The sequence below is a fragment of the Enterococcus quebecensis genome (assembly GCF_001730365.1).
Taxonomy (GTDB): domain Bacteria; phylum Bacillota; class Bacilli; order Lactobacillales; family Enterococcaceae; genus Enterococcus_L; species Enterococcus_L quebecensis.
This window is the reverse complement of sequence record NZ_MIKB01000001.1, coordinates 233,796-254,779: the sequence shown is the minus strand read 5'-3', so window position 1 is coordinate 254,779 and position 20,984 is coordinate 233,796. Positions and strand designations below refer to the sequence as shown.

15 protein-coding genes are annotated in these 20,984 nt (G+C 34.7%); 14 read left to right on the top strand and 1 reads right to left on the bottom strand.

What is annotated here, in order from left to right:
• The first annotated feature begins 12 nt into the window (after nucleotides 1-12).
• The 9 genes from BCR23_RS01120 to BCR23_RS01080 all read left to right on the top strand — a co-directional run bounded on the left by BCR23_RS01120 (nucleotide 13) and on the right by BCR23_RS01080 (nucleotide 11,744).
• Complete coding sequence (locus BCR23_RS01120; RefSeq protein ID WP_069633663.1) at nucleotides 13-1,830, top strand: glycoside hydrolase family 13 protein; 1,818 nt, start codon at nucleotides 13-15, stop codon at nucleotides 1,828-1,830.
• Between the two features lie 383 nt (nucleotides 1,831-2,213).
• The gene (locus tag BCR23_RS01115; protein WP_069633662.1) at nucleotides 2,214-4,130 is read left to right on the top strand and encodes an endonuclease MutS2; all 1,917 of its coding nucleotides are present in this window, start codon (nucleotides 2,214-2,216) and stop codon (nucleotides 4,128-4,130) included.
• A gap of 168 nt (nucleotides 4,131-4,298) precedes the next feature.
• Nucleotides 4,299-5,009 carry a tRNA (adenine(22)-N(1))-methyltransferase gene (locus BCR23_RS01110; protein WP_069633661.1) on the top strand — a complete coding sequence of 237 codons (711 nt, stop codon included), beginning with the start codon at nucleotides 4,299-4,301 and terminating at the stop codon, nucleotides 5,007-5,009.
• On the top strand, nucleotides 4,999-6,117 hold the full coding sequence (locus tag BCR23_RS01105) for a Nif3-like dinuclear metal center hexameric protein (RefSeq protein WP_069633660.1): 1,119 nt from the start codon (nucleotides 4,999-5,001) through the stop codon (nucleotides 6,115-6,117). Before BCR23_RS01110 ends, BCR23_RS01105 begins: the two co-directional genes overlap by 11 nt.
• Nucleotides 6,118-6,139: 22 nt before the next feature.
• Nucleotides 6,140-7,369, top strand: a complete 1,230-nt coding sequence (gene pepT / locus BCR23_RS01100; protein WP_069633659.1) for a peptidase T — start codon at nucleotides 6,140-6,142, stop codon at nucleotides 7,367-7,369.
• Between the two features lie 128 nt (nucleotides 7,370-7,497).
• Nucleotides 7,498-8,400 (top strand): diacylglycerol/lipid kinase family protein, encoded by a 903-nt coding sequence (locus BCR23_RS01095; protein ID WP_069633658.1) that lies wholly within the window; start codon nucleotides 7,498-7,500, stop codon nucleotides 8,398-8,400.
• A 91-nt stretch (nucleotides 8,401-8,491) separates the two neighbouring features.
• Nucleotides 8,492-8,770 carry a DUF1294 domain-containing protein gene (locus tag BCR23_RS01090; protein WP_069633657.1) on the top strand — a complete coding sequence of 93 codons (279 nt, stop codon included), beginning with the start codon at nucleotides 8,492-8,494 and terminating at the stop codon, nucleotides 8,768-8,770.
• 30 nt (nucleotides 8,771-8,800) lie between these two features.
• The gene (locus tag BCR23_RS01085; RefSeq protein ID WP_069633656.1) at nucleotides 8,801-9,847 is read left to right on the top strand and encodes a lysylphosphatidylglycerol synthase transmembrane domain-containing protein; all 1,047 of its coding nucleotides are present in this window, start codon (nucleotides 8,801-8,803) and stop codon (nucleotides 9,845-9,847) included.
• A gap of 454 nt (nucleotides 9,848-10,301) precedes the next feature.
• Complete coding sequence (locus tag BCR23_RS01080) at nucleotides 10,302-11,744, top strand: amino acid permease (RefSeq protein ID WP_069633655.1); 1,443 nt, start codon at nucleotides 10,302-10,304, stop codon at nucleotides 11,742-11,744.
• Nucleotides 11,745-12,099: 355 nt separating this feature from the next.
• On the opposite strand, the gene BCR23_RS01075 is transcribed toward BCR23_RS01080, so the two are convergent.
• Complete coding sequence (locus BCR23_RS01075) at nucleotides 12,100-12,612, bottom strand: DUF5067 domain-containing protein (RefSeq protein ID WP_069633654.1); 513 nt, start codon at nucleotides 12,610-12,612, stop codon at nucleotides 12,100-12,102.
• A gap of 365 nt (nucleotides 12,613-12,977) precedes the next feature.
• On the opposite strand from BCR23_RS01075, the gene BCR23_RS01070 reads away from it, so the two are divergent.
• From BCR23_RS01070 to asnS, 5 genes are all read left to right on the top strand, one after another.
• Nucleotides 12,978-14,522 (top strand): hypothetical protein, encoded by a 1,545-nt coding sequence (locus BCR23_RS01070; protein ID WP_069633653.1) that lies wholly within the window; start codon nucleotides 12,978-12,980, stop codon nucleotides 14,520-14,522.
• Nucleotides 14,523-14,841: 319 nt separating this feature from the next.
• Nucleotides 14,842-17,610 (top strand): helicase C-terminal domain-containing protein, encoded by a 2,769-nt coding sequence (locus BCR23_RS01065; protein ID WP_069633652.1) that lies wholly within the window; start codon nucleotides 14,842-14,844, stop codon nucleotides 17,608-17,610.
• Nucleotides 17,611-17,695: 85 nt separating this feature from the next.
• Complete coding sequence (locus BCR23_RS01060; RefSeq protein ID WP_069633651.1) at nucleotides 17,696-18,202, top strand: cell wall elongation regulator TseB-like domain-containing protein; 507 nt, start codon at nucleotides 17,696-17,698, stop codon at nucleotides 18,200-18,202.
• A gap of 85 nt (nucleotides 18,203-18,287) precedes the next feature.
• The gene (locus BCR23_RS01055; protein WP_069633650.1) at nucleotides 18,288-19,478 is read left to right on the top strand and encodes a pyridoxal phosphate-dependent aminotransferase; all 1,191 of its coding nucleotides are present in this window, start codon (nucleotides 18,288-18,290) and stop codon (nucleotides 19,476-19,478) included.
• A gap of 49 nt (nucleotides 19,479-19,527) precedes the next feature.
• Nucleotides 19,528-20,826 (top strand): asparagine--tRNA ligase, encoded by a 1,299-nt coding sequence (asnS, locus tag BCR23_RS01050; RefSeq protein ID WP_069633986.1) that lies wholly within the window; start codon nucleotides 19,528-19,530, stop codon nucleotides 20,824-20,826.
• Nucleotides 20,827-20,984 lie beyond the last annotated feature (158 nt).

The window sequence follows — 20,984 nt, the reverse complement described above, 5'->3', positions numbered from 1 at the left end:
TAGGTGAAGACAATGACAACTGTTTATTATAATCCGTGGTTAAAACAACACAAAGATCCTTTTGGCGCTGTCCAAAAGGAGACACAAGTAAATTTTTCAATTGTTGCAAAAGGAGAAGCTATCGAGGAAGTTTATTTTGTTATTCGTAAAGAAAATAGTAAGTATAAAAATGAATACTATAAAATGACAAGAGATATAAATGACTCGTATAATTGTTCCTATTTATTCAATCAAGGAAAAGGACTTTATTTTTATTATTTTATGATTCGTCAAGGCAACCAACCCTTTTTCTATGGGACGACAAAAGCTTGTAGTGGTGAAGGGCAAATATATGAAGAGGAACATTCCGTTGTTCCTTATCAAGCAACATGTTTTTCAAAACCTGACAAAGCACCTGCGTGGTACCGAGAAGCAGTAGTTTATCAAATTTTTCCAGACCGTTTTCATAACGGAAATGCCCATAATCAGATCAACCATCCAAAAAGAAACTCTTTTATTTATGGTAATCATAGTGATGAGCCTATGTATATCAAAAACGAGGTTGGAGAAATTATTCGTTGGGATTTTCAGGGAGGAAATTTTTTAGGAATCATTGAGAAAATTCCTTATTTAAAAAAGTTGGGCGTGACTGCTATTTATCTAAACCCTATTTTCGAATCTATTAGCAATCATCGTTATGATACAGCAAATTATTTGAAAATCGATAGTATTTTGGGCGATGAAGCAGATTTTAGAACACTTGTAGATCTTTTACATGAAAATGAGATGCACATAATATTAGATGGTGTTTTTAATCATGTTGGCAAGAACAGTATTTATTTTAATTATGACGGAAGTTACGGAGAAAAACAGGGAGCATACAGAGACTCAGATAGTCCTTATTATCCTTGGTTTACGTTTACTGATTATCCAAGTATTTATAAATCATGGTGGGGATTTGGTGATTTACCAGAAGTTAATAAAGAAAATCTAGTCTATCAAGAGTTTATTTATGGTGAAACAGACAGTGTATTATCAAAGTGGAATAGCTTTGGAATCGATGGCTGGCGATTGGATGTTGCGGATGAGCTGCCGGATTTCTTTATACAAGGGATTCGTCAGAATTTAAATCAATATCCTGAAAAGATCCTTCTCGGAGAAGTGTGGGAAGATGCATCCAATAAAATAGCTTATGATAAACGCCGACAATATATACTAGGTGATAGTTTATACGGCGTGATGAATTATCCATTTCGCTCGATTATTTTAGCTTTGTTGAAAGAAGAAATGACGCCTAAACAGGCCGCTGAAAGTTTGACAACACTAGAAGAAAATTACCCTACGGATATCTTTTACAATAATCTCAACAACTTAGGTACTCACGATACAGAGAGGTTATTGACGATGATGGCTGGCAATAAAACCAAAACTCTGAGCGCTTTTTCTTTAATGACTGTTTTACCTGGCATTCCTTGTGTTTATTATGGTGACGAAGTAGGAATTACAGGGGGAAAAGACCCAGAAAATAGAAAGTACTTTCCGTGGAACAATATGGACTCAACCATACTGAAAGGATTCAAGTATTGGATCAACGTTCGTAAGAAAACAAATGTGCTAAAATCTGGTGACTTTATTCCTTTTTATACTAAAGAATTATTTGGAGTTTTACGCTATGACCCTAGTAATTACTCGCTATATGTTTTAAACTCAACGAACATAGTAAAAAAAATCAATGTAGCTGAGTTTAACTTTACTAAAAATTGTCCAATGACCGATGAAAAAATTGCAACTATTCTAGACGAATTAGAAATAGCTCCTTATGACTGTTGCTTTATTTCGGGTAAATTGTAACTTTTTTTATTGACCAAATAAAAAAACTGCGGTATACTTTGTGCGAGAAATGAATAGCCAAAGAAAGCCATAGAGGTGTTTTTGTGAGTGTAAGTATCTAACCTAAGGAAATGAATAGCTGAAGATTAAACGACCATTTTTTGATGGCTTCTTTAGTGTACTTATGTTTGATACCTATCTTAACTCATAAAAATACCTGATAGATTGCTGTATAACAATCTTTATTTATTGATTATTGAGGGATGAAGGGAAATCTTCATCTCTTATTTTTGTGTTTTAGTTGATTGTACAATCAGAATCAATAAATAGATACAGAGCTAACAAGTAACTTCTTTGGCCAGTCAGATAAAGATAGGTATCTCTAAAAAGAAAAGGAGATACACATGAACCAAGAAACCTATAATAAAACCCAATTCAACAAAATTAAAGAAAAATTGATGAGTCATGCAATGAGTCATTACGGAAAAGAACGGATCAAAGCTTTACAACCAAGCAGTCATTTAGACGTAGTCAAAAAACGTCTTCAAGAAACAGCAGAAGCCAAAGCCCTACTTATGGCAAATTTACATGTACCATTTATGGGGTTAAACAATATTGAACATCTAACCAAACAAGTAGAAAAAGGCTTTGTTTTAGAACCAAACGAATTAGTCAGTTATGCTGATTTTCTTAGAAGCAATCGATTGATTCAATCATTTATGCAAAAGAATGCATTTATTGCCCCTCTTTTAGCTAGATACAGTGAAACTTTACAACTCTTTTCTACTATTGAAGAAGAAATATATCATGTTATTCGTAACAATCAAGTTGAAAATGATGCCAGTCGTGAGCTTCGCAAAACTCGTAGAGGAATACAAGAAACTGAAAAGGAAATTGAGAGTAAGCTAAATGCATTTATTCGAAACAGTCAAAATAAACCAAAAATTCAAGAAGCAATCATTGTTAAGAAAAATGAACGTTTCACAGTACCAATCAAGGCAACTTACAAAAAGCAAATTTCTGGAACAGTTGTTGAGACGTCTTCTAAAGGAACCACCGTTTTTGTAGAACCAACAACAGTGATAAAATTGAATGATAAATTGTTTGAGTTGAAAATGGAAGAAGCCACAGAAATCTATCAAATTTTATCTACACTTACAGGTCTGATTGCTGAGCAATTACCTGCGATCCAGTCCAATCTAGATGTTGTAGCACAATACGATATGATTTTTGCTAAAGCAAAATACAGCAGGGATATCAAAGGAATAGAACCTGAAATTAATCAGGACGGTATTATCAAATTTGTAAATGTGAAACACCCTTTATTAGGTGACAGCGCAGTACCGTTGAATCTATCTGTAGGGAAAGAATATCGCGGGTTGACCATTACAGGACCTAATGCTGGTGGCAAAACGGTTGTTTTAAAAACAATCGGTTTAGTTACGTTACAAACAATGATTGGTGTGCAGATTAGTGCAGAGACTGGGACTAATGTTGGGATTTTTGATCAAATTTTTGTTGATATCGGTGATCAACAAAGTATTGAAAACGCATTGAGTACATTCTCAGGACATATGCGTAATATTTCTGAAATCCTTGTGAGAGCAAAGCAAAACAGCTTGATCTTATTAGATGAAATCGGTAGTGGAACGGAGCCAAACGAAGGTGCAGCATTAGCGATTGCAATCATGGAAGCTTTTTATAAAAAGGGCAGCATCATTATTACAACAACCCATTACGGGGAAATTAAGCGATTTTCCGAACAACATGAAGACTTTCTAACAGCTGCAATGGCTTTTGATCCAGAGAACTTGACACCAAAATATCAATTAATATTAGGTGAAACTGGAGAAAGTAATGCTTTTTGGATCGCCAATAAGATGAATTTAGATGAACAAGTTGTAAAAAAAGCACAAAGCTATTTACACGACCGTAACTATTCAACTAAAAAAGAATATTCTCTTCAAAAAGTAAAAAAAGAAAAAGAGACAACACTATTTCCTACTTATCAAAAAGGTGATCGGGTATTTTGGACAGAAAAGAAAAAAATTGCTCTAGTCTATAAAGAAGTAGAGATGACAAATGATGTAATAATTTACGTAGAGAATGAAGAGATAAAAGTTCATAAGCGTCAGCTGAAGTTAGATAGAAGTGCAAAAGAGTTGTATCCAGCAAACTATGATTTAGATTCACTCTTTGAAGACTATCATGAACGAAAAAAACGCAGAGACCTAGAACGTGGTTCTAAAAAAGCTCATAAGAAATTGAGGAAAGAAATGCAGGAAAGACAAGCTAAGGACAGTCTGTATTATGAAGAGTAGCTGGGTGGGGTAAACCAAATCACTGCTAACCAAGTAGCTGAATTTAGGTAGAATATTTAGCTAGTGCTTGATACAGTAACGTGTATTTTATATAGCCAAGAAATTACTTGCTTCAACGTTTTCAACCCCAATTTTCAATGGTATAATAACCATGGAGGATTATGACAAATGAATGAAAATCAATTATCAGAACGTTTAAAACGTGTAGGGGAGTTAGTTCCTAAACAAAGCCGTTTGGCAGATATCGGTTCAGACCATGCCTACTTGCCTGTGGCATTAGTTTTACAAAAAAAACTTGACTTTGCAATTGCAGGTGAAGTCGTTACAGGCCCATACGAAGCTGCTAAAAAACAAGTGAGAAAAAATGGTTTAGACCAACAAATCAGTGTTCGTTTAGCTAATGGATTAGATGCTGTAAATAAATCAGATGAGATATCAGCTGTGACGATTTGCGGAATGGGTGGAGCTTTGATTCGTGATATTTTAGAGGCTGGCTGGACTAGTCAGCGTTTACAAGGTAATGAGCGATTAATTTTACAGCCAAATATAGGCGAAAGAGCAGTGCGTGATTGGCTGACTATACATGGATATACGATCCTTGAAGAAGAGATTTTAGAGGAAAATAATAAAATTTATGAAATCATTGTAGCATCTAGAGAAGTACAAAGAGTTGCTTATTCAGAAAAAGAACGATTATTTGGACCAGTCTTGTTAAACACACAATCGCCAGTTTTTTATAAAAAATGGCAGAGCGAATTGAGACAACGCCAAAATATTTTAGCTCAATTAGCTAAAGCTACAGGAGATCAGCAAGCTAGAATGCAACAAATAGAACAAGAAATCACTGAAATTCAGGAGGTTTTGTCACATGAGTCTTGATGGTAATACATTTATTGAACACTTTGAAGCATACTGTCCTCAGTGGTTAGCCGAAGAGGGAGACCCAGTGGGCTTACACATCGGTACATTGAATAAAAAATTAAATCGTGTGTTAGTGACTTTAGATGTTCGCCCCGAAGTAGTTGCTGAAGCAATTGAAAAACAAGTGGATTTGATCATTGCCAAACATCCACCTATCTTTAGACCAGTCAAACGTTTAGATACGAATGATCTGCAAACAAAAATGTACGCGGATTTGTTGAAGCATGATATTGCTGTTTTCGCAGCTCATACGAATATGGATATTATCGATAATGGGCTAAATGACTGGTTTTGTGAATTGCTAGGAATTCATGAAACGACTTATTTAACAAACACACACACAATTTCTTATAAAAAATTAGCGGTATATGTACCTGTCGATGAAGCACCTATGATGCGCAAAGTTTTAGGTCAAGCTGGAGCGGGACTTCAAGGTGAGTACGAAAATACTAGTTATTCGTTGATTGGAACTGGCAGATTTACGCCTGTTGAAGGTGCTAATCCAACCATTGGAACAATTGGTAAAGAAGAAACCGTCCAAGAAGCCAAAATCGAAGTGATTTTCCCAGAAACGATTCAAAGTGAAGTGATCCAAACGATGATAGCTGCACATCCCTACGAAGAACCAGCGTATGATTTGTATACAATAGATAATATCAGCAAAGAGTATGGATTGGGAAGAATTGGTAATTTGGAAAAAGCCATACCATTAAGTGAATTTATTGCAATTGTGAAACAAAAGTTTGATCTAGAGGGGCTAAGAATTGTCGCTGAAGATGAAACGCAATTGATTCAGCGTGTGGCCATTTGCGGTGGCAGCGGCGAAAAGTTTTTCCGTGATGCTCTTAAGAAGAAAGCTGATGTTTATATCACTGGAGATGTTTATTATCACACGGCTCATGACATGTTGACAGAAGGCTTGTCAGTGATTGATCCTGGCCATTACATTGAGCAGTTGTGCAAGCCAAAGTTAGTAGAACTATTCAATCAATGGAAAAAAGATTATAATTGGAACGTTACATTTATCGAGTCTGAGGTAAATACCAATCCATTTAAATTTAGATAAAAAAGAAAGAAGGAACAAAAGTATGTACGAAAATTTATTGCCTCGTTTTTTACGCTATGTAAAAACAGAAACACGCTCAAATCCAAAAAGTGAAACAACACCTTCAACACAAACACAAGTTGATTTTGCCCAAACCTTGAAAAAAGAGTTGGAAGAAATTGGTATGAGTGATGTAAAGTATAATGAAACAAACGGTTTTGTGATCGCTACTTTGCCAAGTAATATAGATAAAGATGTTCGTTCCATCGGATTTATTGCTCATATGGACACAGCGGATTTCAATGCAGTAAATGTAAATCCTCAAGTGATTGAAAAGTATGATGGGCAATCAACGATTCAATTAGATAAAGAAGGGAAATTCACCTTAAATACAACTGATTTTCCTAATTTGAAAAACTATAAAAATCAAACATTAATTACAACAGATGGAACCACTCTTTTAGGTGCGGATGATAAGTCAGGAATTGCTGAAATCATGACAGCAATGGAAATTCTAATCAAAAATCCGTCAATCAAACATGGAACGATCCGTGTTGCTTTTGGTCCTGACGAAGAAATTGGTGTTGGTGCGGATAAGTTTGATGTTGCCCAATTCAATGTAGACTTTGCTTACACGATGGATGGTGGACCAGTTGGTGAGTTACAATATGAAACCTTTAATGCAGCTCAAGCAGAGGTTACGATTCAAGGGAAAAATGTACACCCAGGAACAGCTAAAAATACAATGATTAATGCATTACAGTTGGCAATTGATTTTCATAACCAACTACCTCAAAATGAAGTGCCGGAAAAAACAGACGGCTACGAAGGATTCTTCCATTTAGCGCAGATGAGCGGAACACCAGAAGAAGCTAAAATGACATATATTATTCGTGATCACAATCGTGAAAAATTCGAAGCTAGAAAAGCATTGATTAAAAAAATTCAAGAAATCATTAACCAACCATTCGATCAAGAACGTATTCAAATTGATTTATTTGATCAATATTACAATATGGGTGAAGTGATTGAAAAAGATATGAGCATTATTGAATTAGCGAAAAATGCGATGATTGAACTTGATATTGAGCCATTGATAGAGCCTGTTCGTGGTGGTACGGATGGATCTAAAATTTCTTATTTAGGTATTCCTACGCCGAATATCTTTGCTGGTGGAGAAAACATGCATGGACGCTTTGAATTTGTTTCTTTACAAGCAATGGAAAAAGCAACAGATGTGATTGTGAAAATTGCGGAATCTAACGCAAAATAAAAACTAGTTGGTGTTACTAATAGTAAAAAGTAAAAAGAGGGAGTATAGTTGCAAGTAGTGACATACTTCCTCTTTTTCTGTCAAAATTGGACGAGTTCACTATGCTTTTATGTTCAGGAGGTAATCAAATGGAGAATGTAATGATTCTTTTTAATGAAACGTCAGGCAAAGATAAAGGAAAAGAATTAGCCGAAAAGTTTGTGACTTATGCAAAAGATCATGGATTTATGAGCACAAATTTTTTACTAGAACAAGTAGGGCCAGATTGCGATAGTAAAAAAACCGTAGAAAAGGCGAAAAAAGAAAAGATCGATACGCTAGTTTTTATTGGTGGAGATGGAACAATCAATCATAATGTGAAAGATTTTAAGGAAGAGTTACCTCACTTAAACGTAGGGTTTTTACCAGGTGGAACGGTCAATAATATGGCTAGAGTTTTAGGGATTCCTATGAATTTTGAAGCAGCAGCTGATGTGATTTTAGATGGTATTACTAGAAAAATTGATTATGGAATGATTAATCAAAAAGTTATTGTCAGTACCATGACAATTGGACTTTTAGCAGATACGGCGGCTCGTATTAGTCAGGAAGACAAACAAAAGTATGGAAAAATTATTTTCGTGAAGAATTTTTTTAAATTATTAGCCAAGAAAAAGCGCTATCGTTTAGAGATTAAAACAGATAAAGAACAATGGGTAGGCAAAACACAATTGGTTACAGTCACAATGACTAATTCAGTTGGTGGCTATACGAATTTTGATGATTCCGCCTCGCCAGATGACGGCTTGTTTCATTTAACGATTCTGCCCAAATTAAACTTTTTTAAATTAGCTTTTTATCTGCCAAAAATTCTTTTAGGAAAAATCTATGAGATTCCTGAAATAAAATATATAACTGCAGCTGAGATAGATATCAAAAGCATGACTGAAAAGAAAGTAGGTACGCGTGTTGATGGTGATCCAAGTGAAGATTTACCAATTAAGATGAAAGTAGTCAAGCATGGACTAAGCGTTTTTGTACCAAAATCTTAGCATGAATTTTCAATTTTATTGTTTAATTAACTTTACATCGGTTGCTCTTTCAAGGTATTCTAGTAGCAGAGTAATTGTTGGAGGGAAAAGTATGAGTGGTTGGCTAAAACATTTACCGTGGCTATATTTGCTAGTGGTAAATGTATTCGAATTTTTTGTGATGTATTTCGATAAAAAAAGGGCAAAAAGAAAAAGATGGCGAGTACCAGAATTTGATCTTTTATTTATAGGTATTATCGGTGGTGGAATTGGTGGGTTATTGGCACAACAACTTTTTCGCCATAAAACGAGAAAATTACGCTTTTATTTTTTCTTCATTTTTGGTACACTTGTAGCTATTGCGATTATTTATTTTAGTTATAAGAGATAACCGTGAATACAAATTTAGTTGGGAGAAATCATGAAAAACAATTCTAAAACAAAAGTTTTTCTGAATATTGGTTTGTTAGCAATTTTTATTGGTGTAATTATTTATGTGATGGATAATTCTCTTAGTGATATATTTGCTCAATTGATGGAAACAAGTTGGGTTGTTGTCGCTTTGGTTGTATTATTTGGCGTCGTTTATCAAATTGTTGAAGGTCGTTCGATTAAACAGATTGCTTCGTATTTTCAGAAAGATTTCACAACGAAAGATGGTTTTTTCACATCTTGTTATGTAGCTTTTTATCGTGTAATTTCTTTTGGTACGGGAACGCTTCTTTCAGAAATTTATTTCTATAAGAAAAAAGGGTTGGCTGTATCTCAAGGAGTGGGTGTTACAGCTTTACATATGATCATGTATAAAGTCGCTGTTATTTTCTTATCGGTGCTTGGATTAGTTTTCCAATTTTCTTTATTTTATGAGCGTGCTCCCAAAATGATTCCATTTATTTTAGTCGGTATGGTGCTGACATTTTTGATTATTTTTTCTTTATTGATTCTTTCAAGTAGTATAAATCTGCAAGTATTTTTAACAAAATTAGCGGATAAACATTTTAAACGTAAAAGCTTGCGTGATTGGGTAGATAAATGCAACTTACAGATCTATTCATTAAGAGAAACGGTTCAGACGATCACAAGAGATCGTTCAGCTATGATTCGTATTTTTTGTTGGAATGTAGCGAAACTACTATTTTGGTACGTGATTCCTTACATCGTATTGGTTGTGAATCATCCAAATATCGATTTTCTTTTGGTTCTTTCTTTTACTAGTTTTTCTGTTATTTTGTCAGGAGTGTTTCCAACACCAGCAGGAATCGGACCATTTGAATTTGTTTATTTATTATTATTTAGACCGTTAGTTGGTACTGTTGATGCAGTTTCCTCGTTGCTATTATATCGTTTCGGAAGCTTTGTTTTACCGTTTCTAATTGGATTTGGATATGTACTTGTTCAAAAAAGAAAAGAGATCAAAATAGGGCTTCACGATGTTAGGGAAGAAAAGAAAAAAACTTTGGAAGAATAACACTATAGAAAAACAGGTAAGAATAGAAGGGCTTAACTTCTATACTGCCTGTTTTTATTTTACTTTGATAAAGAGATGAAGTTACTGTATGAGAAAAGACTACTATTGAATATAACACTCGTCTTGTTTGTATTTATCAGCATTAATTGAAATAGAATTCATTTCAAAATAGTGTTCAAATGGCTAATATTAGAAAGTGCAATTTTTAGATGAGACCTCTAGTTGAGAAGTTGACAATGGTGTAACTGTTTAATTTTCAGTGTTTTAATCTGTCTTTTATAAAAAATGAGCAGAGTAAAAGAATAGATTTATTAAGAAAAATGAGTATTTTCTGACTAATCTAATAAAATGCTTATAAAATCGATATTTATGCAAAGGAAAGCTTGTTTAAACACTTAAAAATGATTATGATTAAAAAGATATTTTATACTTTATTATGATTAGGAGTGTTTTGATGGAACAAAAACAACTGCGATGGTTTACCGTTGGTCTGATTGCTTTCAACATGGTTTGGGGCTTAGGTAACGTCGTGAATAACTATGCACAACAAGGAATTTCTGTTGTGACTTCATGGATCTTGATTTTGGTATTATACTTTATTCCTTACGCATTGATTGTCGGACAATTGGGTTCAACCTTTAAAGACAGCAGTGGTGGAGTTAGTTCATGGGTGCAAAATACGAGTACAAAACGTTTGGCATATTATGCTGCGTGGACGTATTGGGTAGTACATATCCCTTATCTAGCTCAAAAACCGCAATTAGTCTTAATTGCTTTTGGTTGGGCGATCCAAGGGAATGGAGATATTGTAAATAATTTCTCTGTTGTCGGAATTAGCTTGATTTCTTTAGCTATTTTCTTGGTGTTCTTGCTTTTATCTACAAAAGGATTGATGACTTTAAAAGTTATCGGAGGAATGGCTGGAACAGCAATCTTTGTGATGTCAATGCTGTTTATCCTATTAGCAGTTGGTGCGCCAATGATGAATTCAAGTGTTGAATTTGCTACACCGCACATGGATAAAATCAGTACGTATATCCCTAAATTCGACTTTAGTTACTTTACTACCGTATCCATGTTGGTATTTGCAGTCGGTGGGGCTGAAAAAATTTCTCCATACGTGAATTCAATGAAAAATCCAGCAAAAGAATTTCCAAAAGGAATGATTTTCTTAGCTGCAATGGTAGGTGTTTCTGCTGTTTTAGGTTCATTTGCAATGGGAATGCTATTTGCAAGTAATAACATTCCAGAAGATTTAATGGCAAATGGTGCATATACTGCATTCCAATTATTGGGTGAATATTATGGTGTAGGAAACTTATTGATGATCATTTATGCGATTACTAACGGAATTGGTCAGATCTCAGCGCTAGCTTTTTCAATTGATGCGCCTCTACAAATTCTTTTAGCTGATGCTGATCCAGAATACGTTCCAGCTGCTTTACGTAAAAGAAGTAAAAAAGGAACACTGGTCAATGGTTATTTATTAACTGGTATTTTAGTAAGTATCATTATTGTGTTGCCGATGTTTGGTATCGACAATATCAAAGAATTGGTTAAATGGTTGACTAATTTGAACTCTGTAGTAATGCCAATGCGTTATCTATGGGTCTTCTTTGCCTATATGATGTTAAATAAAGCCTATAAAAATTATACGTCTGAATACAAATTTATCAAAAATCCAAAAATTGCCTTTGGTTTCGGTTTATGGTGTTTCTTATTCACAGCTTTTGCTTGTATTTTAGGAATGGTGCCGAAAGTTGATTTTGCATTAGATCCTAAAGCGTGGTTCTTCCAATTAGCTTCTAATGTTATCACACCAATCGTGTTGATTTTATTGGGAATGATTTTACCAGCGCTTGCTCGCCGTGATAAAAAGAAAGCTCAACTAAATTAAAGAAAAACAGAAGAATGCCTGCAGAGGGTGTTCTTCTTTTTAAATAGTAGATAAAAAGGAGCAGGTGATCAAACCAGCTCCTTTTCTTTATTATTTGTATGAAAAAAATTTATGAATATAGCTAATGTTACTAAAGTCTTTAATTTATGATAGCAGAATTTAGTGTCATAAACAGTATGACTTTTTTTCTAACACATATAATAAAAACCTGTAAACAGAGGGGAAAGAAGTGCTTAACTTCGATAAATAAGTAAGAATTCACGAAGGTTCTCTTCGGGATTTTGCTAACTTTATCTTATTTACGATAGAAAGATTATTTATAAATATTGATCTGAAATAGCCAAATGCTTATTCATTATTTTTGCAAATTAAATTCTTTTGTTAACTTTTCCTTATGATCATAATCATAATTTTCAATTTCAATTGTCACAGGCGAAGTGGAATCTCTTAATTTATACGCTTTTTGAAGCGTGATTGTAGTTCCGGGTAGAATTTCTACTCTCGAACCTTTAAATTTTTTTCTGTTAAATATTCCAGCTAAATAGGAACGCTCTATTCTGATTCCTCCTTGAAAGGCTTTATCATATATTGCGGTATTAAACGTTTGGTTCTCATCACTGTTGTTGGTAAAATCATATGTAATTACTATGATCTCCATTTCATCATATAGTTTCATCACTTCATAATCATTATAGATTGTCACTGTAAAGTCTCCAACTTTAGCAGTTGCAGCATCTGCAGATTTTTTACTATCTTCTCGTCCATGCCCATGTCCAACACTATTTGTTGATAACCCACAAGCTACAAGTATAAATAAAACGGCCATTAAAACTATGAATAAGCTCATTTTTCTCAAAACACCTATCATTTGATCACTCCATCATCATTTTTTACAATTATTCCAATTCACATATTGTAACAAATGAGAAAATAATTAGCTAGCTATTCTGAGAAATGAAGTATGTAACCTAAAATAAAAAAATACAGCGAGCAGAACATAGCTTAGATATACTTTTTTATGATGACTTTTTTAGTGTGTTGTAAAAAGACTGTTAAATCAGATTATTAATATAAATGCTTTTAAAATGTGATAATTATCACTGTTTTTCTTTTAATTTCACATATTTGTAAAAAAATGAGCTTTTTTTTGCTTTTTTACAGGTATAATGAATAGTAAGTGTGTTCTTTTTTCTAAAAAAATGATACGATTTATACAGGAAAAAAATTGAGGAAGTGAGAACGATTAGTAAGCGACAACGTCAATCAGAAAAAGAAGAAAGATCAACCTATCTTTGTAAAGAGGTCGATCCAGATTATTTAGGCCGTGAGGTTTATGCCGATAATGTGGATACTCCATATTCATTTTATTTAGTTCGAAAGCTAAATCTAGCGAAAGATTACCAAAATTTAGCTGAAGGCGAAGCCTTTTTTGATGCAATCTGTGATAGCTGGGATGAAACAGAGGAGTTCGAAGAGTTAGTTGTTAAGAAGATTTACATGTATGTTGAAACAGAAGTGATGTACTACACATTACTTATGGGAAGTTTTGAACCAACTAGAAGAGACCTTCGTATGAATCTAAAACGATGGTTTGAAGAAATTACACTTGAAAAACAGGAGCGTTCACTTGTTTTTCGAGGAGATGCTGCACTTAGCTCTGGTGAAGTACAGGGAATGATGAAACAAATGATTGAAACATCAAATGAAATTTTCCGCCTACGCAAAATGATTACCGATTTAACTGAAATGATCAGTCGGGGGAAAATCGAAATGCATACAGCTAAAAGTGATCCGATCATTTCTAGAAGTATCCAGACGATTCATCTGAAAAGAGCACAACCGTTGGTGATTGAAGAAGATAAAACTGTAGAGGCAACAAAAACAATGCTTCGCTCAGAAAATCCAATTAATGTAGAAGTCGATCTTGACGAAAGCGAAGTTGTAAACGAAGAAGAAGTAACGTCGGAAAAAATAGACGAAACAACAAAGACATGGGAAGTTGTAGGAGAAGAAACAGAAAAAAAGTTGGAGAACGAATTGGCGGGAAAACCAATTCAAGAAGATTTCCAAGTAGAAGAAGAGCCTACAGTTTACCTAAATCAAGAACAAAAAAATAAAGAGGAATCAAACCAAGAGTCTACAGAACGTACTTCATTGAAATTAAAACGCAGACAAATGAAAGCTAAACACAAAGAAGTTGCTGAATCTGAGATAGCTAAAAAGGCGCCACAAGAAACAATGAAATCTGAAATGCTAGACCTTAATCAATTAGTGCTTAACAAAAGAAGGACGAAAAAAGCAACACCAAGTAATTGGCCTCGTTTTTCTAAGCAACTAAAAGCAAGCAAAACAATTGAAGCACCAACGAAAATCCCAAATTTTTCAAAGAGCGAAATGGAAAACTTGGAAGATGAGATTTACTTGTGCTTTATGAATAAACGTATGCGTTTAGGTTCTAAGAAAAGTCATGTTCAGAAAAAAAGCATTTTACGCTCGGACTTGTTGGCTCAAATTAGTCAAGCAGAGTATTTAAACTATTCATGGGGACAAGTACTGAGACAACGCAAAGAGGATGTTTTAATTTGTGGTCGATTAAGTTGTGGCAGTTTAGTCGCTTCCTTAGATGAATTTCTACAAGAAATGCGTGAGGTTGCTTATAGCCGTTCATTATTCGGTAAAAAAGTCCGTTGCTCGGTTGACTTACTACGCCGTTTAGAAGGGTACATTTTAATGGATCAATATATGCAAAACTTGAGCTTGATACCAGTTGAAGAGTAGTTTGAAGTGTATCAAAAAAATCTTAGTTTAGTTGTAAGATTAAGAAAAAATTTTAAGTCTTAAACCTCAGAATATCACCTGAGGTTTTTTTGTAATTAAAAATAGTATATAGGTTCTAAAAAGGTTAGATGAGGGAAAGGAAAGTAAGGAATCGCAAAAGGGTGATTCTATTTTGGAGTAGAAAAATTGTCAGTTTTTAGAACAATCATACTAATTTACGATTGAAAAAACTGTAGAGAGGTAGGAAGATAAACTAATACTAAAAAAAACTTTGATTTTGTAGTATAATTTTCAAGGATAGAGGAAAGGCGGGGACTCAATGAATAAAAATCAAATATATGCAGTAGTTGATATAGAAACGACTGGGACGGATCCCACAATTGATCGGATCATTCAATTTGGTTGTGTGTTGATCCAAGATGGAGCGATCATTTCCCGTTTTGCTACTGACATTAATCCCAATCAAGCCATTTCTAAACAAATTCAAAATCTTACTGGTATTCGTAATTCCCGCGTGCAAAAAGCACCTTACTTTGAAGATGTTGCCTTTACGATTTATAATCTGTTGGCTGATACTATATTTGTTGCACATAATATTTATTTTGATTATTCATTTTTAACACAGGAATTACTTAGATGCGGCACACCCAAACTTAATATTCCCGGGATCGATACAGTTGAGTTGGCACAGATTTTTTTACCGACAGAAAAAAGTTTTCGTTTAGGGGATTTGTCTGAAAGTTTAGGATTGATTCATGATAATCCTCATCAAGCAGACAGTGATGCACAGGTAACGGCTGAACTTTTATTATTAATCGAAGCAAGAATGCGTCGTTTACCATTGATTACAATGGAGACGATCGATCAATTAAGTCAGCAAACAGGTATGGATACTAGCGCATATATTCATCAAATTTATGCAGAAATGAAAAAAGATATTCAACCATTATCAAAAGAACAGCATGTCGTTTCAGGAATTGCCTTAAGAAAAAAAGAAGTCCCCTTATTTGAAGAGAAGCTGTATGGGGAACACATTTTTCCGCAAAAGAAAAAAGCAAAAGAAAAAGTGTTTGCAAATAAAATTGGGTATCGTTCAGAACAAAGTCGAATGATGAACTTAGTTTATGAACATTTTACCAAGTCTGAAACGAAAGATTTATTTATTGAAGCGGCTACAGGTACAGGAAAAACTTTAGGATACCTATTTCCCTTAAGTTATCTAGCAACGCCTGATAATCCAGTTATTATTAGTACGGTATCAATCGTTTTGCAAAATCAATTGGCTGAAAAAGATATTCCATTAGCGAATGATATTTGCCCCAAACCACTGCAGGCAACAATTATCAAAAGTCATCGCCATTATCTTGATTTACAACGATTTAAAGCGACTCTAAAAAATCCTATCCAGCAAAAGCAGTACGCTTTGTATCAAATGGGCGTTTTAGTTTGGTTATTGGAAACAGAAACAGGGGATTTAGATGAGTTGCAATTGGCCAATTTTAATCATGTATTCTGGAAAGAAGTTGCCCATCGTGGAATAGATTTTTTATCAGAAAAAGACTCGCTGTACAAAGAAGATTTTGTCCTTTTTTTATATAAAAAAGTTAGACAAAGTAATGTACTAATCGTAAACCATTCATTTTTGGCACAAGAAACACTAAGAGACATACCAGTCCTTCCAAAAAGTTCATATTTGATTATTGACGAAGCTCATCATTTGCCGGATATTGCTGGGAAAATTGCAAATCGCCAGTTTAATTATCTCTCGTTTAAAAAGCAAGTTAATTTATATTTAGAAGAAGATCAGTTGTTTGATCAAGTCAATCAAATTTTCGGAAAAGAAATAGAAGAACAACGATTGTTGCGTATCTATTGTAAAGCATCAAATGATCTAGTCGAAGAGTTCAGTGATTTATTTTATGAAATGGGACAACTATTTTCAAGTGAAGAACAGTTAACTGTAGAAACAACGCTATTGACTAAACAGATATTTGATCATTTATCATTAGATGGTGAGTCTTCGATCCAAAAAATTGAGATTCTATTAAGCGAAATGCAGGAAATTCAAAAAAGATTACAGCAGTCCATTACTGAACAACTGGACAAATTCACACCGTCTCAACGAATTATTTTTGTGAGCTTATTGCAATTTTTTGAGCGGATAGAGTTTATTTATGAATGCTTTGATATTTATGTGAATGAATGGCATCCCCGTTGGATCAAGGAGTACAATGTAACACCACAAGGCTATGGCTTACTTTCTATCAATGACTTAGATTCGAGCATCTTGCCAGAAACTGCTTGGTATGATCGCTATCAACGAATTTTGTATACTGGTGGAACTTTGAAATTCGGTAATGATAAGAAATATTTACCAAATAAGTTAGGATTGAGGGATGTCTTGTTTAAAACATTGCCAGATCCTTATGACTATGAACAAAATGCCCGATTGTATATTCCAACCGAAGCAATTGCAATCAGCCAAGCAGATGCCACAGCGTTTTCTACTTATATTGCGTCTGTCGTTCTAGAATTGTCTCAGCAACAAGATCGTTCGATGTTGGTTCTATTCACGTCACATGAAATTTTATCCAGTGTTTATTATCGCTTGCATCCACAATTTCTCAATGAGGGCAGAGAGCTTCTGGCACAAGGAATAAGTGGCAGCCGAGAAAGAATCCTGAAGCGGTTTGCATACTCAAAAAATAGTGTTTTATTAGGTGCGGATAGTTTTTGGGAAGGAGTGGATTTACCGGGAGACGCATTATCGCTCTTAATTGTTACTCGCTTACCGTTTGAAAACCCTAAGCGTCCATTTGTAAAAGCGCGTTATGATTATCTTGAAGAAAAAGGAATTCAACCATTCACTCATGAGGCTTTACCTAAGGCGGCACTTCGTTTGCGTCAAGCACTAGGCCGCTTGATTCGTTCTGAAAACGATAGAGGAGCGTTAGTTGTTTTAGATAGACGTTTGATCACAGCAAAATATGGTAAGCGGATGATAAAAGCTTTACCCAAAAGTTTGCCAGTCAAAGAAGCAGCATTAACAGAGATAACTTCTGAGCTAAAGGAATTTTTAAATAATTAAACGAAATAAATTTACTGTCAATCTATTAAATCAAACTGATTTTCTGATATAATAATAACCAGTACGTTTGGAAAGGGCGAGGCCATTGCAAGAACAAGAAGAACAGCATGAAGCAAGAAAAACGAAGATTCTTGTAGGGGTGATTGCGATTTTGTTAGCGATCATTGTAATGATGATTATTTTCTATGTTCGCTCAACACATCCTAGAACACAAGCACAAAAAGAAGCAACAGAAATCGCAAAAGAATATGCACATTTGGAATCCGTTGATAAATTTTATTGGTTTACTAGAAAAGACACTTACTTTAGTGTGACTGGAAAAAATGACAAAGGGGAAGAGTTAGTTGTAATCATCCCGAAATCAGGAGAAAAAGTCACTGTACTAAATCAAAAAGATGGGGTGGAGGAAGGACATATCCGCCAAATTATGGAAACAGATTACAAAGAAAAAGACATTCAAAAAATTAGTTTGGGATTGTATAAAAACGAGCCTACTTGGGAAATTGTTACAAAAAATGAAGAAGGCCTATTAACTTATTATTTACTGTCCTTCAAAAATGCCGAAGAAATCATGGTGATCAAAAATGTCTGACGAGGCTTTTTTTGAACAAGATTATGAGCAATAGAGATACAGGTTATTGATGAAATAAGGGGAAAAAATGAATGGAGAGAGATGCATGGAGATATCAACACGCGCAAAAAAATTAGAACCTTCTGTTACCTTAGCCGCAGCAGCTAAAGCAAATGCACTAAAAGCGGAAGGACAAGACATTTTAAGTTTAACAGTTGGGGAGCCGGATTTTACCACCCCTAAAAATATTCAACAGGCAGCAATTCAAGCGATTGAAAATGGCAAAGCTAGCTATTATACACCCTCGGCTGGAATTAAAGAATTAAGAGAAGCGGTCGTAAAATACATTAAAACATTTTATCAGTTGAGTTATCAGTCAAAAAATGTAATCATAACAGATGGGGCAAAATTTGCTTTGTACCTGTTATTTCAAGCAGTTCTGAATCCAAACGATGAAGTGCTTATTCCAGTTCCTTATTGGGTGAGTTACGGAGAACAAGTGAAACTAGCCGAAGGTGTACCTGTTTTTATCTCATGTACTCAAGAGAATGAATTCAAAGTAACTGTAGAACAATTAGAAGCAGCTAAAACAGATAAAACCAAATTACTTATTTTAAATTCACCTTCTAATCCAACGGGAATGATTTATTCTGAAGCGGAATTGAGAAAAATCGGCGAATGGGCTGTTTTAAATGATATCTTAATTGTATCTGATGATATTTATGGCAGACTAGTATACAATGGAGCAACCTTTACACCGATCGCAACACTATCAGAAGCGATTCAAAAACAAACGATTATCATTAATGGTGTATCTAAAAGTTATGCTATGACAGGTTGGCGGATTGGTTATGCAGTTGGAGATGAGACTATTATTTCAGCGATGAATGATATTGCATCCCAATCAACGAGCAACCCTACAGCTGTTAGTCAGTATGCAGCTGTTGAAGCACTAATTGGGGAACAAGATACGGTAGAAACAATGAGAGTGGCGTTTGAAGAGCGATTAAATAAGATTTATCCAATGTTCGCTGCATTGCCTGGATTCAAGTTGGAAAAGCCTCACGGTGCGTTTTATCTGTTTCCTAATATAAAAGAAACCTTGAATATGTGTGGTTACACAGACGTAACGAAATGGGTGGATGATCTATTAACAGAAGCCCATGTTGCACTCGTAACAGGAGCGGGTTTTGGCGCTCCTGAGCATGTTCGTATTAGCTATGCAACAGACTTAGCTACTTTGGAAGAAGCTGTTAAAAGAATTGCAGCATTTATTGAGAAAAAATCAGTTAATTAAAAACACTTAATTCGGGATAGGTAAAAAAGGAATGAATGGAGAGACGATTGTGAAACAAATTCAAATTATTGATTCAAAAAATCATGTGGGCGAAACGGTTAAAATAGGTGCTTGGATCGCCAATAAACGTTCAAGCGGAAAGATTGCTTTTTTACAACTACGTGATGGAACAGCTTATTTTCAAGGGATTGTTGTAAAAAGTGAAGTACCAGAGGAAGTATTTCAATTAGCAAAAGGATTAACACAGGAAACATCTGTCTGGATCATTGGTGAGATTAGAGAAGACAGCCGCTCAAAATTTGGCTACGAAATTGGCGTGACAGGCATTGAGGTCATTGGAGAAAGCCATGAGTATCCAATCACGCCTAAAGAACATGGAACAGACTTTTTGATGGACCATCGCCATTTATGGCTGCGTTCTTCACGTCAGCATGCTATTATGCAAATTCGTAATGAAATTATTCGTGCAACATATGAATTTTTCAATAATAATAACTTCGTTAAGATTGATCCACCAATTTTAACAGCAAGTACTGCAGAAGGAACAACGGATCTATTTGAAACAAACTACTTTGACCAAAAAGCTTACTTGTCGCAAAGTGGACAATTATATATGGAAGCAGCAGCTTTGGCATTTGGTAAAGTCTTCTCATTTGGTCCGACATTTAGAGCGGAAAAATCAAAAACTCGCCGTCATCTGATTGAATTTTGGATGATCGAACCTGAGATGGCGTTTATGCATCAAGAAGAAAGTTTAGAAGTCCAAGAACAATATGTGGCTTTCCTTGTTCAAAGTGTGTTAGACAATTGTGATCATGCTTTAGATGTATTAGAGCGCGATAGAGAAGTATTGAAAAAATACACACAATTACCTTTCCCACGTATCTCATACGATGAAGCCGTTGAATTGTTGAAGAAAAATGGATTTGATGATATTGAGTGGGGAGATGACTTTGGTTCGCCACATGAAACATTTATTGCCAATTCATTTGATCGCCCAGTATTCATTTTAAACTATCCAAAAGCAATCAAAGCATTCTATATGAAACCACACCCTACTCGTGATGATGTTGTGATTTGTGCAGATATGATTGCACCAGAAGGCTATGGAGAAATCATCGGTGGATCTGAAAGAGCTATTGATCATGATTACTTATTAGAGCAAATTCGTAACCATGACCTAGATGAGAAAGAATATTCTTGGTATTTAGATTTACGTCGTTATGGATCTGTCCCTCATTCTGGTTTTGGTTTAGGGTTAGAGCGTACAGTTACTTGGTTGGCTGGAATCGAACATGTTCGTGAAGCTAGCCCATTCCCACGTTTGTTAAACCGTATTTACCCTTAGGCAATCACATTGAAATTAGTCGTTGGAAGAAGCCTTGTGCTTTGCTTCAACGACTAATTTTTATGAAATAATATTCATTTGGATAAAATATCTGATTGAAAACAGAAAAAGTAAGGCAAATTGTTTAGAATTCAATTGTTTTATGGTAAAATTGACAG